Genomic DNA, 16,958 nt, shown 5'->3' with positions numbered 1-16,958 from the left:
TGCGATGACTTATCCGGCCACTTATTACAGCCAAACAAAGGCGGACGATTTCGCGCGTCCAACGCTTGAACGCGAAACAACAGCAGATGTCGCAGTGATTGGCGGCGGACTTGCAGGTTTGTCGGCCGCGTTGCAGATGTCGCGAGCTGGCAAGAAAGTCGTTGTCCTGGAAGCTGAAAGCATCGGCTTTGGCGCATCCGGACGCAATGGTGGATTTGTCAGCCCCGGCTTCGCGTCCGGTGGCGATGACATTGCTGCCCGCACGGGCAAGACGATTGCCAAAACACTTCATGAATTATCGATTGAAGGCGTCGAATTTGTTCGACAGAACATTGACACGCTGAAGATTGAAGAAGCCCAACTCATTCCCGGCATTATGAGCGTGCGCCGGTATGACGACGGTGAAAGCCTGAAACATTATGCCGAAGCGCTTCAACGCGATTATGGCTACAGAATAGATTTTCACCCGACAGCTGAAACGCGCAATATTCTGAATTCCAAACGCTATTTCCAATCGGTCTATGATCCCAATGCGTTTCATATCCATCCGCTGAACTATTTACGGGCGCTCGGTTGCGAGATAGAGCGGCTCGGCGGACGGATATTCGAGAACAGCCGCCTACTCCAATTGCTCGACCACAATGATGGCAAGCTTATAAAAACAGCCCGTGGGCAGGTCAAAGCGGGCAAAATACTGATCACCACAGGTGGCTACACCGATGGGCTCGTCAGCCGGATCAGACGGGCCTATCTGCCCATTGCCACCTATGTGATGGTGAGCGAAGAAGCGCCCGAACTGATCGCGTCGGCGATCCGCACCACGGCCGCGATTGGTGATAACCGTCGTGCCGGTGACTACTACCGTGTAATCGATGGTGGTCGCAGGCTTTTATGGGGCGGACGCATCACGACGAGAGCAGCCGATACGCCCGGTGTAGTCCGTGAATTGCGCAACGAAATGGTTGGAACCTATCCGCAGCTTGCTTCACTGAAGACAGAGTTGGCATGGTCGGGCCTGATGTCCTACGCCAGACACTTGATGCCCCAGATCGGTCAATTGGACCGCACCACATGGTACTGCACAGCCTTCGGGGGGCACGGGCTGAACACAACCGCGATCGGCGGAAAGATCGTGGCCGAAGCCATTTGCGAACAGAGTGACCGCTACAAACTCTTCGAAAAATTCGGGCTGGTCTGGGCCGGAGGCGCTGCAGGTCTTGCAGCCGCCCAGCTAACCTATTGGAAACTGCAGATGCAGGATTGGCTTGCGGAGCGAAAGGCAAGCTGACAGGGGAGAGAACATGCTCGGGAGGTTTTTTCTGACGCGGCCCGAGGCCGCTAAACGTACTGTCCAGATAGCGCTCTTTGTTATCCTGACAGCACTCTTCTGTTTCATGAATATCCGGTTCTCCGGCATAACAAACTGGCTTGGCATCGACCCGAAAGTCGCAAAAGCCGGCTTCACCAAGGCGACGCTAATCTCCTCGATACTGCTTAGTATCGTCATCTTCGCGAATTGGAGCTTCCTGAGACTTTTTCCGCGTTGGGCGCAGATCACGGCAATATGGCTGGAACTGTTCCTGCTGCTGATGATCTTCTTCTATTCATTCGATCTCTCATTTGATTTTATCGCAAGAAAGATCGGATTTCTGATCAGCCAGGGTGTCGTCACGACGCTTTATATTTCCGCAGCCTCGATATTCTTCGCAACCATTCTGGCTCTGATCGGTGCGGTGGCCAAGCTTTCTAAGAATGGCCTCATCTACGGTCTGGCGACGTTCTACACTTCGCTTTTTCGTGGCCTGCCATTGTTGATGCAGATCTACATTATCTACCTTGGACTGCCGCAGGTGGGCTATGTCATCGGACCTATTCCCGCCGGCATTCTGGCGCTGTCCTTATGCTACGGCGCCTATATGACGGAAATCTTCCGCGCAGGCATCGAGAGCATTCCCCGCGGGCAGCAGGAGGGTGCATATGCGTTGGGCCTTGGGCCCTCGCAAACCATGTGGCTGGTCACCCTTCCTCAAGCGATGCGCATCATTATTCCGCCAACCGGCAACCAGTTCATCGCGATGCTCAAGGACTCGTCCCTGGTCTCCGTCATCGGCGTTTGGGAACTCATGTATCTTGCCCGCACCCAAGGTCAGACCGAGTTCCGGCACATCGAAATGCTCATCACCGCATCGATGATCTATTGGGCCCTGTCCATCGTTCTGGAATATGCTCAGGCCAAACTCGAAGCTCGCTTCAAGCGTTCCATCGCGCGTTAAGCGCGATGGAAATCCACTTCTCATTGAGTCGCCCGATAAGGGGGACATGCTGATAAATGACAAGCAGAGCGACCATGGACAAGCGTCACGAAATTCTGTTCGAGCCGATCAAGATTGGCCCTGTTACGACGAAGAACCGCTTTTATCAGGTTCCACATTGTAGCGGCATGGGTCATCGTTATCCCGAGCACGATCTGCGGCTGCGTGAAATGAAAGCGGAGGGCGGCTGGGGTGTCGTTTCCACACAGGAAACCGAAATCCATCCGACGTCAGATATCACGCCATCCAATCAGGGCCGCATATGGGACGAGAAAGACGCCGACCGTCTCCAGAAGCTGACTGAGGCCGTCCACCAGCATGGTAGTCTCGCTGCAATCCAGCTTGTGCATAATGGTATCCACGTCTCCAACCGTTTGACCAGACTGGCGCCGCTCGGTCCCATGGACATGATTGTCGATGTGGAGGACCCAGTTCAGGCAAGAGCCATGGACAAGGCCGATATCGCCCGGTTTCGCAAATGGCATCGCGATGCCGCACTTCGCGCCAAACGGGCCGGTTTCGATATTATTTATGTCTATGCAGGTCACGACATGACCTTGCTGCAGCATTTTCTGCTGCAGCGCTACAATACCCGCACGGATGAATATGGCGGGTCGTTCGAAAACCGCTTGCGATTGTTCCGCGAGGTTCTGGCCGATACGCGCGATGCTGTCGGCGACAAATGCGCGATCGCAGTCCGCTTTGCGGTTGAGGAGTTTCTGGGCGACCAGGGCATCCAGTACAATGGTGAAGGTCGGGACGTCATTGCCGCTCTCGCCGATGAACCCGATCTTTGGGATGTAAACCTGTCCGGCTGGTCCAACGACAGCCAGACGTCGCGCTTTTCGCAGGAGGGCTTTCAGGAGCCTTACATCTCATTTGTAAAATCACTCACCAGCAAACCGGTCGTGGGTGTTGGTCGCTATACCTCACCGGATACCATGGTACAGGCCATCCGCTCCGGTGTTCTGGACCTCATCGGCGCAGCCCGTCCGTCAATCGCCGATCCATTTCTGCCCGAGAAAATCCGGAGCGGTCGCATCGACGACATTCGCGAATGCATTGGCTGCAATATATGCACGGCCAGCGACAACACCGTTGCACCATTGCGATGCACGCAAAACCCGACGATTGGCGAAGAAGCGCGCAAGGACTGGCATCCGGAGAAAATCAGCAGGTTGCAGGCCACCGAGAAAGTTTTGGTGGTCGGCGGAGGACCAGCCGGTCTGGAAGCCGCTCGCGCCATGGCCGAACGCGGTGCAGAAGTCATCATAGCCGAAAAGCATACCCATTGGGGTGGGCGCGTCACGGAGGAAGCTGCCCTCCCCGGACTGGCAAGCTGGGCGCGTGTTCGCGATTGGCGCATGATGCAATTGCAGCGCGCGACCAATGTGGAGATGTATCTCGACAGCCAACTCGATGCCGACGAGATTCTGACTTACGGAATCCCGCATGTGGTGCTGGCCACCGGAGCGCACTGGCGCGCGGATGCAGTCGGTCGCTCGCATCGGCAACCTCTGGAAACACTGGAAGGACGCACGCTGAGCGTCGACGCTATCCTGAAAGACAAAACATCACTCGATGCGTGCCACGGACCTCTGGTGATATTTGATGATGATCGTTACTACCTCGGATCGGTTCTGGCCGAGCTGGCCGTGAGCCGCGGTATTGATACGACATTGGTCACGCCAGCGCCGATCGTGGCTCCCTGGACGGAACACACGCTTGAACAATCAAAAATTCAAACAAGATTGATAGAACTGGGTGTCAGGATAATCCCGCTGCATAATCTCGCAAGACAAACATCGGACAGTCTGTCGGTCGCATGTGTCTATTCCGGCAGGGAAACCGAGGTTCCATGCAGCACACTGGTACCAGTGACCAGCCGCCATCCCAACAACACGCTGCAAGCTGCTTTGGAAGCCCGCAAAAATGACTGGCAAGATGCGGGCGTGATATCCGTCACAGCGATTGGCGACTGTTACGCACCATCTATCATCGCAGCTGCGGTCTATAGCGGCCATTATTACGCCCGTAATTTTGGCGCACAGGCTCCGGAAGATATGGATATGTATCGATAAAGACCCATCCGGTCGGCCAGCGTTCTATTGATAGGCGAGGCTCGAACAGGTGTAACGGCGCAGGCGTTCAGACCGTCAAACAGCAGCTATAAACGGGTGGCCCCTGTGACCTTTAGTCTGGACGAACCAAGAGCTTGAATCTGGCTCACCACGGCATGCGATTGGTCTCGCATCGCCGATGGGGTCATGCCGAAGTGCTGGCGAAACACCCGATTGAAATAGGAAAGATCGCCAAAGCCAACCTCGTAAGCAATTGAACTGATCGAGCGATTGTTCTGTCGTGAAACACGCAGTCGGGCCATATCCAGTCGACGCTCAAGCACGTAACGGGAGAACGTCGTATTCTCAGCCTGAAAAAGCTTTTGGACCTGACGGGCAGTAACGCCAAACCTTGCGGTAACCGTACCAAGATCGAAGGTTGCATCCGACAGACCAGTCTCGATGAAAGCTTTGATCTGCGAAAGGTTCAGACCTGAGCGATGTTTACGGTGATCGTCCCGGAGAAACTCCAGAACCATTGGCAACACCTGTCGGAAGTGCGCCGCGATCATCTCGGCTTCGCCGGGCGCGTGCGTGCCTCGCATAAGCAGATAGGCACCATGCGTAATAAGGAGCTTTAATGGTGGATAGGCCTTCGGTATTGGGCGCATCAAAAAGTTTTTCACGGCCTGTTTTGAGACCGGAAAATAGCTCACAGGCAAACGTCCACAATCGACACGTCCGCCTTCAGGGAGCCACCATTCATACGCCTTGTCCGGCGACAGAAAAACTACGTCACCCGGCAACAGGTTCAATGTCTCACCGGATTGTCGGATGCGAAGCGCTCCTTCCATGCTTCGCACCATAAGCAATTGATCGGCCGAGCATCCGCCTTTACCCCGGATCAATATCTCGCAACTCGGAAAATAGCAGGTCATGATCCGGAGCGGATCTACCGAGCAGTAAATACCCCGGACAGCACCCTGTGCAGTTGCGCCCACGACCAGCGAGACATCTCCCACAATCTCAGTGAGCGCCGAAGCACAGAGTTTGCAGTCGGTTTCATTCCCGATATCGGCAATATGAAAGTGCTGCGGAACTATCGTTTCGATCTGCTTAGACGGAATCATGATGCATCCTTGCAACACGGGTAAATGACCAACGGTCAGTTCGTCCTGGTCCTATCAATTTTCGCCAGGAACCAAGCCGAACGCACAGGCCACCCTATAAAGTTGACAATAATAATCTAGTTTAAACGACTTTCGCGGAGACGGCCAGTCCTGTCTCCGTCGAATGAAGGCGGGACGACAAAAGGAGACCTTCATGGATCACCCTCATGACCGGGCACCATGTCCTTTGCGTCCAGGGGCGACTGTAACAGATTGATGGAAAACCGACGCCACGGATTGGCCATCCATCGGATTCCATTGACTATTCTCACTTGGGGAAAAACATGAACAGGCAATTCATAGTTCTGCTGCTCTCAGGCTGCGGATTTACGACGGCAGCGTTTGCACAGGAAACTGCAGGCAACGACGCAGGGGTTACGCGGCTGGACCAGATTATCATCACTGCCGGACGCAATGAGAGCTCAATTGCCGCTGTTGCTCAATCCGTTCAGGTGATTGATCGGGAACAAGTCGAAGAAGCGATGCGAATCTCGCCGAATGCCAGCGACTTGATTTCGCGCCTGGTTCCCGGTTTCGCACCAAGCAACCAGACCATATCCGGCGCGTCGGAAACATTTCGTGGTCGTAGCGTTCTGATCATGGTGGACGGTGTGCCCCGCAACACGCCACTGCGCGACCTGTCACGCATCCTGTCGATGATCGATCTCAATTCTGTTGAACGCATTGAGGTCGTGAACGGAGCTTCAAGCCTCTACGGTGCCGGCGGGACAGGCGGAACGATCAATTTCATCACCAAGCGGGGCACCAGCGATAAGCCGACCGTCACGGTACGCACCGGCCTTTCCGGCTACACGGAAAACCTTGGCAAATCGACCGCGCCGGAAACGAGCATCTCCATTGAGGGTCGAAAAGACAAGCTCGACTATTACTTCTCCGGAACCGGCGATTGGACCCGCCGCACCTATGACGGACATGGCAATGAAATGCCATCCGACGCCATGCTTGGACAAGGTGGCGGCGACAGGACGGTCAACGGCAATTTCTTCGGTGTCGTAGGCTATGAAAGCGGTCCGCGCCGGTTTGAAGTCAGCTTTGACTGGACCTACGCCAAGCAGAAGCCGGAATGGTTCACCAACTACACGACGAACCCGGTTTCACCGAGATTCGGTGCAGCCTATACCGGCGAACCACTTCGCGAGGATTCCAAGTATCTGACTGCGAAATATACCGATCAGGATTTTGCGCTCGGCAATCTTGAAGTGAAGGCTTTCTATAACAAGATCTTCAAACAGTCCCCGTTCACCGAACTTTCGGCTGTGAACACTCAGGTCTATTATTCGGGAAATCCCCGACAGCCGACCGCATGGTTCAACCAGTCGAAATATGACTTCGACCGGACAGGCGTGAACATGACCATCACGACACCGATGGATTTCATCACCAATGGCAGCAAGCTGACCTGGGGTGTGGATTACGCTTACGACAAGGTGGCGCAGACACTGCTGAACGACGAAGATGCTATCGCCCCGATGACGCAGAATTCCATCGCGGCTTTTGCGCAGGCCGAAGTTCCCGTCACGGAACGGTTCCGTTTGCAGGGCGGCGCGCGTTTCGATCAGTTCTACCTCGATGTGAATGATTTCACGCGGCCTACAGCAGTTGCCTGGCCTGCGCGGTCACTGGCGAATATCTATCCGGCGATCAGCGTTCTTGGTGGTTCGTTTGACTACAACGCATGGACCTTTAACGCTGGAGCCGTGTACGACGTCACGGAAGAGGTGCAGGCCTTCGGTAATTTCTCGCAAGGCTACAGCCTAACGGATATTGGCGCATTTACACGCCGCGCGGGTGTCAATTCACTTGCAGAAATCTGTGATGCCTACGGCTCGATAGCTGCCATCTATGGCTGCCGCGGCACGCCTGACTACACGATCAGCTATGCCGACATCGCGCCAAAGCCTCAGCTGGTCAACACTTATGAAGTGGGTCTGCGCGGCGATTGGGGCGATCTTCGCAGCACTGTGAGCAGCTATACTTCCACCTCCAAGGATGGTGTGAACTATGATATCGCGGCAAACCGCGTAAGCCAACAGAAGGAACGTATCTGGGGCGTGGAGGCACGAGCCGACTACGACATCAATTCGATGTTCACCATCGGCGGTCTGGTTGCCTATCAGGAAGGCAAATATGACGCCAACCGGGATGGCAGCATCGGTTCGGACGAATACCTTCCCAATAACCGTATTCCAACCACATGGAAGGGGCTTGCCTATACCACGGTGTCGTTCGAAGGCGGGTACAAGGTCCGGGGGGAAGTTGAATATTTCTCGGGTCGCGACCGTATCAAGGGTCAGCAGATAGACGACGCTACATTGGTGAATATGGCGTTCTCGAAAACCTTCGAGAACGGCAGCGAAGCAAGCCTCGCCGTCCGCAACGTCTTCGACACCTATTATATCAACCCCACGGCAACAGCCACGCGTAACGCACCTGTCGTAGGGCTGGGGCGCAGCGTTTTCCTTTCCTATAAAGTGACGTTCTAAGGCAGAGCCGGGCGATGAAGATGCTTTTCAGCACCACGGCCTGCCTGGCAGGCCAACACTCTCACAAGGGCAATCGATGATGACGATTGCCCCCTCTTCCATCGCCCGCCCCTCATCACGGACACGGTTGTTCTGTGTCCTTGCGGGGCTCTATCTGGCTCAAGGCATTCCGACCTATCTGTTTGCTGCCGCCCTGCCTCCCATCTTGCGGGAACAGGATGTGTCACGCACCGCAATCGGCATGTTTTCCATTCTGCTTCTGCCCATGGTCCTGAAGTTTGCATGGGCGCCTTTGGTCGACCGTTTCAGGCCATGGGCACGTTCTCACCGGGCTGGCTGGGTTGTGCTTACGCAAAGCGGGATCATCGCGGCCATAGTGTGCCTCATCCCGCTAGGTCCGGATAATGTCACCGGAATTTTCATTGTCGGCTTCATTGCATCGCTTTTGCTCGCCACACAGGACATCGCAACCGATGGCTATGCTGCAAAATATCTCGACGAGGCAGACAGACCTCTTGGCAACGCCATCCAGGGTGGTGCGGTTGCATTCGGCGTGCTGATCGGCGGAACGCTGGGACTGGTTCTTTATCACCATGCAGGCTGGACGATCATGCTTGGCACGATCGCATTTCTTTCGCTCATTCCTTTGATCGCCGCCTTATCGATGCGGGAAAACGACCCCGCACCTTTGCTCGACGGGCGGGCTCTTTCACGTCCCTCGATCATGCATTTCCTACGCCGCGCCGAAGCACGGCAGATTCTGTGGATTGCACTGATCTATCGGGCAAGCGAAGGGCTGATGAAAGCCATGGAGGGACCCTATCTGGTGGATGCGGGCGTTCCGCTCGACGTGATCGGCTATCTGTCAGGTGCCGCCGCCGCAACCGCAGGCATTGCCGGTTCTGCCATCGCCGCCGTTCTTCTTCGTCGCAATGGTGTCGCCGCAGTGCTTGGGCTTCTGGGGAGCTTGAGAACAATCTGCTTCCTACTGTTCACCCTGCATGCTTTCGGCGCACTGGGTGGAATCTGGCCGCTTTACGGGGCATCGGCATTTCAGACGATCATCCGGTACATGGAGATCGTTGCGCTCTACAGCCTTTTCATGAGCGTCACATCGCCCGATCAGCCTGGAACCGATTTTACGATCCTCGCCTGCGCACAGATTGTTGTCTATCTCGCCGGTTCTATGGCTTCCGGCATTCTTGCCGATCGCATGGGTTACGGTCTTCTCTTCGCTCTGGCCGCGGCGCTTTCAGGGCTGGCCGTTCTCGCCACAATTAGGATGCTCAAGACACTACCGAGGACAGGCGTTGATGCCATTGGCAGGCGGCCGTCATGATCCAGCATCCCTCTTGTTCTTCATGTATCTCGGGCCTTCATCGAGAAGGCGAGAAGCGCTGCCATGCCAGCAAGGATCGCGCTGACAAAAAGCGGTGCCTGCGCAGAGACTGTAAAAAGATAGCCGCCAGAGATCGCGCCCGCTCCCTGGCCAAGTACGTGAGCACTTGCAAGCCAACCAGCCGCAGCCCCCTGTTCTCCCTGTTCCATCCGTCCGGTGAGCCATCCAAGATAGTTGGGCGTAGCAATCGCCATTCCTACTCCGGCCATCACCAGTCCGCAGAGATTCACATATGCGAGGGGTACCGCCACGAGCAGGACACCAGCAGCCAGCAGAACTGTACCGAGGATAACGCAGGTTCTATTGTCGAGCCGCAACCGGGGAATGACCAGTATCTGCGTTGCGATCATCGCAAGCGCCACGACGATCAGCGTGATCCCCGCAGCAGCGGTCGCCTCGGCCGGACCGACGGCAAGATGCAGTTGCAGCAGCGGCCCGAGGATCATCTGAACATGTCCGAAGGACATCGTGACCAGAAATCCAAGTCCGAGGAATGGCAGCAGGCGTCCGTCGAGTGGAGAAAGATATGCCCGACTATCGGAACGCGGACCAGCTTTGCCGACAGTGTCGTTTGCAGCAGGCGCCAGCAGGAGACTGAGCGGACTTGCAACGAGCAGCATAAGTGGCAGAAGCGGCATGACACTGGCGGTCACCGCCGCAGCCGAACCCAGAATGCGGCCAATGCTGAGCCCGGCGCTGAGCCGTGCCAAGGCAACGGTGCGCTCCTTTTGCGGCAACAATCCGGAAATCCAGGCTTGAGCAATCGGCATAATTCCAGCGGATGCCGCCCCATAGACGAGGCGCGATACTACGAGCAAACCGAGAGCCGGCACATAGGGCAGTGGACCCGCCACCATCAGCGCCAGAAAGATGAGTTGCGCCAGCAGAAGTACGACCCCCAGCCAATACAGAGCGCGACGCGCTCCAATTCGAGCGCCGAGCATTCCACACAAGGGAGCGCTGGCAACGAAGGCCACGGCACCAAGCCCCGCTGTAAGACCGATCTCACCTGTTTGCAGACCCGTCGCAGTCGCGATGAGAGGGACAAGCGCAATGAATGCTGTCTGATTAAAACCGATAGTCGAAACGGCAACCGAAAGACGAGAAGACATTTTAAGCGCCGTATCATTGAAACCCATGGAAATCACCGCATGTTTAATTTTCGATATCGGTAGCAATGTCTGCATAGTATGTAAATAAAAAATCATAACTATTTCGGAGAAGCGAAATGAACAGAGTAATTAATACAAATTACTTCGCTGTATCGGAAAGTATATTCATAAATTCTCTGAAACGAGAATGGAAAAATTGGGAAATATTGGAGGGACTCCCATCACCTGCTGGAGGTACAACAAAAAAATACTTACTTCTGAAGCTTCTGGCATCAGATATCGAGGTCAGGGTGCCTGTGACTTTCTGGTCGCTCGCCGGATATCATTGCTTCGGCGCGCCTATGTGGAAATCCAATGGCGACCGGTTGGAACCTATAAGTTTGCCAGAACTCGCGCTCCTGCTTCTCAAAGAAAATGAGATCGGCGGCAGCGTTTCACCCAATGCGAAACTACTCTTCCAGCAAAGAGTGCTGGACAGCACGCGCTCAATTACCGACCTCCTCCGGGAAACCGCCGATGAACGACCTTTTGTTGAATCAGACCCTGATTTCATCACGGCCGAAAAAGCGTTGCGGTTCGGTCATGCGGTACATCCGTTTCCACGCAGCCGGGATGAGTTCACCGATGAAGACAACCGCCGGTTTGGCCCGGAATATGGCAATGCCTTTGCTTTGCGGTGGTGGGCTGTCGAACCAGAACTGCTGGCACAGGGAGCGGCTGATGGCTTCGACGTTGCCGAAGCTATCGTATCCATTGCGTCGGATTCTCGACTGATTGAAAAAGCGGCCGGGCGACCGCTCATTCCGTTGCACCCATGGCAGGCGTCTCGCCTGTCGCTACGCCCGGATATCCAGCAACTGGAACGTCAGGGCAAGTTGATCGATCTCGGCAGCAGCGGCCCTGACTGGCGCGCGACAAGCTCGTTGCGCGCGATATATTCTCGCGAGAGCGACTGGATGCTCAAATTTTCGCTCAGCCTCCGGCTTACCAATTCGCGCCGCATCGTAGAACCAAGCGAATGCCTGCGGGGCATTAACGTCCATCGGCTCGTAACGGGAACAATCGGCAAGGCCCTGAAAGAACGTTTTCCGGATTTTCACATTATGGGTGAACCCGGCTGGATATCCCTGCGTTTGCCGGACGGCTCCATCGACAATGAAACAATTACAGTTTTCCGGGAGAATCCGTTTCGCGGAGAGCAGCAACCGCACGCGGCCGTCCTTGCAGCGCTTTGCGAACGTCACCCGGATGGAAATGGCAGCCATGTCGCAGACCTCATACGCCGGATCGCCGCGTCGGAGGGAGCCCCAGAGACTGATGTAGCGAAGCGCTGGTTCGAACGCTTTCTGGATGTTGCCATTGCGCCCTTCATGATTGCCCAAGGCGATTACGGCCTGCTTTTTGGCGCTCATCAGCAGAATCTCGTTCTTGGCCTCCAGGACGGTTGGCCGAATGCGCTCTATTTCCGTGATTGCCAGGGGACAGGTTACGTCCGCTCGTTCTTGCCGTTTCTGCGCGAACATCTGCCTGAGGCAGGTGCTGCTACCGACCATGTCTTCGGCAGTGACGAAGCTGCTCAACTGATTGGATACTATCTGTTCATCAACGGCGTTTTCGCACTTATCGCCGCGCTGGGCTCGGCGCGTTTCATTGATGAAAATGAACTTTTTGCGGCCCTGCAACGCTTTCTGGAACAGCTACACAAGCAGCCTGTGCGGGACAAGACCGCGCTGGATTATCTCCTTTACAGCCCCACGCTGGTAGCCAAGGGAAATTTCATGATCTCGGCTGGAAACGTCAATGAAAACACCGACGTGACCGATCCCCTCGCCTCTTACATCCAGTTTCCCAACCCCCTTTCGACACGGTGAAGCCATGAATGTTCAAACGAAGAGTAGTGACTATCAACGCCTTCCGCCACACGCGGAAATAGGTGGTGAATTATCCTGGCATTATTGCGCGACGAATTCCGAGCGGCTTGCGGCAAGGCTGGACAAGAGTGGACGTATATTCCTGTTCGGAGAAGCCGGAGCGTTTCGCGCCGAAGCAAGCCTCATCTTCGACCGGCAGACAATCGCACTGCAAGATGTGAGGCTCGATCCTTTGCATAGCGATGCGACCATGCTGCTTGCTGCCGTGTTGGATGCCGTCTTTCTGCGTTTTCCCGACATTGCGGCTTTGACACTACCACCAGCCAGCGAACTTGCTCCAGTCAGCGCCTTAGCTCTGCGGGAAGTCGAAGGTTTGGCCGTAGTGGATCGCTGTGTGTTACGCCAGTTGTCGTTGCTGTGGCGCAAACAGGCTGCCCATATGCCTTATCCCAGCATCCGATCAGCACTCGGTCCCGCTGACCGGCTGCCATTGCTTCGTCCTCCCCGTCCATCCGGCATATTTTACGAACGCTGGATACCTGATCTGAACAAGACTGTTTCCTTCCGCCCCATCGATCGTCGTACGGATCTGGACTTGTTCTACGGCTGGATGAATCAGGGACGCGTCTCCTTTTTCTGGGAGCTGGCGCAAAGTCCAGAGGCACTTGAGACCTACCTCGCAGATCAGGAGCAGGACCCGCATATCTTTGGCGTCATCGCGAATTTTGATAACGAGCCGACAGGCTATTTCGAATTCTATTGGGCACGTGAAGACCGTCTCGGTCCACATTATGAGAGCGAAGATTTCGATCGCGGCTGGCATGGCCTGATTGGCAATCCCCGGCACCTCGGCCGCCCCAAAACGCTCGCGCTTTTCCGCTCGGTCACCCACTATCTTTTCCTTGACGAGCCTCGAACCCAACGCATCGTTGGCGAGCCACGGGCATCCCACCAGAAGATGCTCAGCTATTGCGCAGACGTGGCCTATGACAAGGTGAAGGAATTCGATTTTCCTCACAAGCGCGCCGCTCTGGTGTGTTGTGAACGGGACCGCTTCTTCAAGGAGGTGCCGTTATGAACCGTCAACCAGTCTCCGGGGCTCTTCTTGGCCCGCTTCCGGGCCGCAAAGCGGTTGACGACGAGATATGGGGAATAGTGAACCGAACAGCTATTGCCAAAGCCATCTCGGAACTGTCGTATGAGGAAGGCTTTGCGCCTGTCGCCTTGAACAAGGCTGAAACGATGTGGACGCTGACGCTTGGCGATGCTGTTTCCTATCGTTTTGAAGCACGCCGTCGCATCTGGGGACAGCTGCATATCGATCCGAAAAGCCTCGTGCGGGCGACATCGACAGAAGAAGCTGTGGCAAATGACGCAGTCGGCTTCCTCGCCGAGGCGCGTGATGTTCTGGACATTTCACCAGCCACTTTCTGCACGTATGCAAAGGAGCTTTACAACACGCTGATGGCGGACGCCCGTATCGTGGCACGCCGTGCCGCTTTCGATGCAAGCGAGCTGGCTGGCCTGTCCGACACGGAACTGCAAACACTCCTCGACGGTCATCCCAAGGCGCCGGCAAACAAGGGACGGCTGGGTTGGGGATTGCAGGATAGCGAAACCTACGCACCGCAATTCGATGCACCGATCCAGCTTTTCTGGCTCGCCGCCGCGCGCAACCATTGTCAGCTTGCACTTGCACACGATCTTACAGAGCCTGCGTTGCTAGCCGAATGCCTCGGCACAGGAGAACGACACAATCTGCTTGCTGCGATGAGTGACGTGGGCATTAGCCTTGACACGCATATGCTGCTGCCCGTCCATCCCTGGCAATGGCAATCGATGATTGTCAGCCAATATGCCAGCGAGATTGCTGCCGGGCGACTGGTACCGCTCGGTTGTTTCGGCGATACCTACATTGCGCAACAGTCCCTGCGAACACTTGCCAATCAGGTTCGCGGATACGCGCATCATGTCAAATTGCCGCTTACCGTCCTGAATACGTCTGCCTGGCGTGGCGTTCCCGGAAAATATATGCGGATCGGACCGGCGCTGTCTCACTGGCTCGCGGAAACAACCAAGAGTGACCCGGTGCTGAAAAATGTCCGGATTCTGCAGGAAGTCGCCGGTGCGTTTTACCCTCATCCGCACTTCGCAACACTGAAAGGCGCGCCCTATCAGTTTTGCGAGATGCTGGGGGCCATCTGGCGGGAGAGTCCGGAAAAGCACTTGCCGCACGGTTGGCGCCCCATGATGATGGGAGCACTGGCGCAGTCTGATAATGCGGGGCGTCCTGTTATAAGCGCCCTGATCGAACGATCCGGCCTGTCCCATGATCAATGGCTCGAACGTCTCTTCGAGGCAATCGCGGTCCCGCTCTACCATTTCTTATGCTGCTATGGAGTTGGCTTCATTGCGCATGGCCAGAATATCACGCTTCTTCTGGACGGCGACATTCCTGCCGGTGTGGCGATCAAGGATTTTCAAGGTGACACCGATCTGATTGACCAAGAGTTTCCGGAGCTGGCAACACTCCCCGCAGATGTAAAGGCGACGTTGAAACGTCGACCGGCTCCCCATCTGCAGCAACATCTCCAGACAGGACATTTTGCGAGCGTACTACGGTTTCTTTCCGAAGCACTGGTCGCTCACGATAGCTATCCCGAACTATCGTTCTACACAAGCCTCTCAGCCCGGTTGAGGTTTTATCAGCAAAGCCATCCGGAACTGGCCGAGCGATATAAAATTTTTGATCTGTTTCTTCCGAAAATACCGCGCATAGCGATTAATCGCGTTCGTCTTGCGATCGGCTATGGCGACACCAATGAGCGGCCTGTTCCCGCTCTTGGTACCGAGTTGAACAATCCTCTTTACCTCGCGGAAATGGCGTCTTTCTCCTCCCAGAGGGCGCAAACTTATATCAATGAAGGAGTTTCAGTATGACACATTCCATTCTTGATCTGTGCGGAATTGGCGTTGGTCCATTCAATCTCAGTCTGGCGGCGCAGCTGGATTCAATCAACGGCGTAAATGTCCAATTTTTTGATCGCAAACCCAAATTCGACTGGCACCCGGGCATGATGCTGCCCGGTGCCGAACTCCAGACCTCCTTCATGAAGGATCTGGTTACAGCCACTAATCCGACGAGCCCGTGGACATTTGCAGCCTATCTGGTCGCCCATAAGCGGTTCTATGAGTTTCTCAACGCTGACTACGACGCCATCCCCCGCAAGGAGTTTGCGCGGTATCTGTCTTGGGCTGCAGGGAATATTCCGAGCCTGAACTTTGGTCAGAATATCCGCGAGATCACTTTTAGCGGCAATCATTTCCAGCTGGCCTTCGATAATGAGGTCCGAACGGCCCGCAATCTGTCCCTCGGTGTGGGGTTGAAACCCTATGTACCTGAATGGGCCAGATCGGTGATTGGCGATCGTGCATTCCATTCAAGCGAAGCCGTACAGAAACTGGACACGCTGAAAGGCAAGAGGATTGTAGTTATCGGCGGAGGGCAAAGCGGCGCGGAGATATTCCAGCATCTGCTGGAACGCAGAGATTCCGACAACGAGATCAGCTGGATCAGCAGGCGACCGAACTTTCAGCCGCTTGATGACTCACCGTTCACCGACGAGCATTTCACCCCGCAATACGTGGCCGAGTTTCATCAGCTTGCCGAGCCGCGACGGCACGCGATCGTCGAGCATCAAAAGCTCGCAAGTGACGGTATTTCTGCGTCGACAATCAGGGCCATATATCGACGTCTCTACGAACAGCGTCATCTGGACGGCGATGCGCTACGGGCGACCTTGCTTCCATACCGGGAAGTTCTTGACCTCAAGCAGGATGGCGCAAGCCTGTCGATCGTGATGCGCAACGGTTTCGATGGCACGATCGAGATGCTCAGCGCCGATCATCTGATCTTTGCCACGGGCTACAAATTTTCACTACCTGAATGCCTCTCTGCAATCCAGGATCGACTATCGGCTGTAGAGGGCAGATCTTTGCGTGTCGGCGCAGATTTTGCTCTCGACTGGAACGGGCCTGCTGACCGCCGGATTTTTGTACTCAACGCAGGCAGGCTTTGCCATGGCATCGCAGAACCACAATTGAGCCTGATGGCCTGGAGAAGCGCTGTCATCACAAATGCGCTTCTAAAACGCGCGCATTTCGATCTGGAATTTCCCGATACCGCTTTCCGCTGGACGTCAGGCAACCTTGATTTGAACCGCTCGGCATCCGGAATATCTTGAAGCCACACTCATCAGCCTAACCCGCGCCAACACATCCACCGGGGTTACACCATGCAGCTCCGGTGGATTGAGAATTACGCTAGCATCTAGCTGCCCACCCTTGGGGTTATGAGCGCGCTGCGGTGCGTGCGTATAGAAATCGCTTCCGCGCATCGATTTTAGGTCGAACGGTCTTCTGCGAGAAGCCGGAGCCAGCTCGCAAAGATACGAACATCGGTTATGCTTGAGAGATTTCGTGTATTTTTGTGGGAATTTGGTTGCGGGGGCAGGATTTGAACCTGCGGCCT

11 protein-coding genes are annotated in these 16,958 nt (G+C 55.4%); 9 read left to right on the top strand and 2 right to left on the bottom strand.

Annotated elements, in window-relative coordinates:
* Positions 1 to 4 precede the first annotated feature (4 nt).
* The 3 genes from CES86_RS09950 to CES86_RS09940 are packed head-to-tail and all read left to right on the top strand — an operon-like array spanning position 5 to position 4,393.
* Positions 5 to 1,288, top strand: a complete 1,284-nt coding sequence (locus tag CES86_RS09950; RefSeq protein ID WP_094514282.1) for an NAD(P)/FAD-dependent oxidoreductase — start codon at positions 5 to 7, stop codon at positions 1,286 to 1,288.
* A 13-nt stretch (positions 1,289 to 1,301) separates the two neighbouring features.
* Complete coding sequence (locus tag CES86_RS09945; RefSeq protein WP_029927836.1) at positions 1,302 to 2,273, top strand: amino acid ABC transporter permease; 972 nt, start codon at positions 1,302 to 1,304, stop codon at positions 2,271 to 2,273.
* Between the two features lie 56 nt (positions 2,274 to 2,329).
* Positions 2,330 to 4,393, top strand: coding sequence for an oxidoreductase (locus CES86_RS09940; RefSeq protein WP_029927838.1), 2,064 nt, complete (start codon positions 2,330 to 2,332; stop codon positions 4,391 to 4,393).
* Positions 4,394 to 4,479: 86 nt separating this feature from the next.
* Here the strand turns inward: CES86_RS09940 and CES86_RS09935 are convergent, their stop codons facing one another.
* On the bottom strand, positions 4,480 to 5,502 hold the full coding sequence (locus CES86_RS09935) for a helix-turn-helix transcriptional regulator (RefSeq protein WP_029927840.1): 1,023 nt from the start codon (positions 5,500 to 5,502) through the stop codon (positions 4,480 to 4,482).
* Between the two features lie 323 nt (positions 5,503 to 5,825).
* Between CES86_RS09935 and CES86_RS09930 the strand changes: the two genes are divergently transcribed.
* Both CES86_RS09930 and CES86_RS09925 read left to right on the top strand, forming a co-directional pair.
* Positions 5,826 to 8,045: a TonB-dependent receptor gene (locus CES86_RS09930; protein ID WP_029927843.1), complete on the top strand. Its 2,220-nt coding sequence runs from the start codon at positions 5,826 to 5,828 to the stop codon at positions 8,043 to 8,045.
* A gap of 76 nt (positions 8,046 to 8,121) precedes the next feature.
* Positions 8,122 to 9,384: an MFS transporter gene (locus CES86_RS09925; RefSeq protein ID WP_094514281.1), complete on the top strand. Its 1,263-nt coding sequence runs from the start codon at positions 8,122 to 8,124 to the stop codon at positions 9,382 to 9,384.
* 20 nt (positions 9,385 to 9,404) lie between these two features.
* On the opposite strand, the gene CES86_RS09920 is transcribed toward CES86_RS09925, so the two are convergent.
* On the bottom strand, positions 9,405 to 10,556 hold the full coding sequence (locus CES86_RS09920; RefSeq protein WP_235819901.1) for an MFS transporter: 1,152 nt from the start codon (positions 10,554 to 10,556) through the stop codon (positions 9,405 to 9,407).
* Between the two features lie 380 nt (positions 10,557 to 10,936).
* Between CES86_RS09920 and CES86_RS09915 the strand changes: the two genes are divergently transcribed.
* The 4 genes from CES86_RS09915 to CES86_RS09900 are packed head-to-tail and all read left to right on the top strand — an operon-like array spanning position 10,937 to position 16,671.
* Entirely contained in the window at positions 10,937 to 12,427 is a 1,491-nt protein-coding gene (locus CES86_RS09915) for an IucA/IucC family protein (RefSeq protein WP_235819900.1), read from the top strand.
* A gap of 4 nt (positions 12,428 to 12,431) precedes the next feature.
* On the top strand, positions 12,432 to 13,505 hold the full coding sequence (locus CES86_RS09910; protein ID WP_029927853.1) for a GNAT family N-acetyltransferase: 1,074 nt from the start codon (positions 12,432 to 12,434) through the stop codon (positions 13,503 to 13,505).
* Entirely contained in the window at positions 13,502 to 15,367 is a 1,866-nt protein-coding gene (locus CES86_RS09905; RefSeq protein WP_094514278.1) for an IucA/IucC family protein, read from the top strand. Before CES86_RS09910 ends, CES86_RS09905 begins: the two co-directional genes overlap by 4 nt.
* On the top strand, positions 15,364 to 16,671 hold the full coding sequence (locus tag CES86_RS09900; protein ID WP_010658466.1) for a lysine N(6)-hydroxylase/L-ornithine N(5)-oxygenase family protein: 1,308 nt from the start codon (positions 15,364 to 15,366) through the stop codon (positions 16,669 to 16,671). The genes CES86_RS09905 and CES86_RS09900 overlap by 4 nt, the downstream gene beginning before the upstream one ends.
* Positions 16,672 to 16,958 lie beyond the last annotated feature (287 nt).

It is taken from the genome of Brucella lupini (assembly GCF_002252535.1).
Classification (GTDB): Bacteria; Pseudomonadota; Alphaproteobacteria; order Rhizobiales; family Rhizobiaceae; genus Brucella; species Brucella anthropi.
The sequence above is the reverse complement of the archived record's forward strand: the minus strand, read 5'-3'. Positions and strand labels throughout refer to the sequence as shown.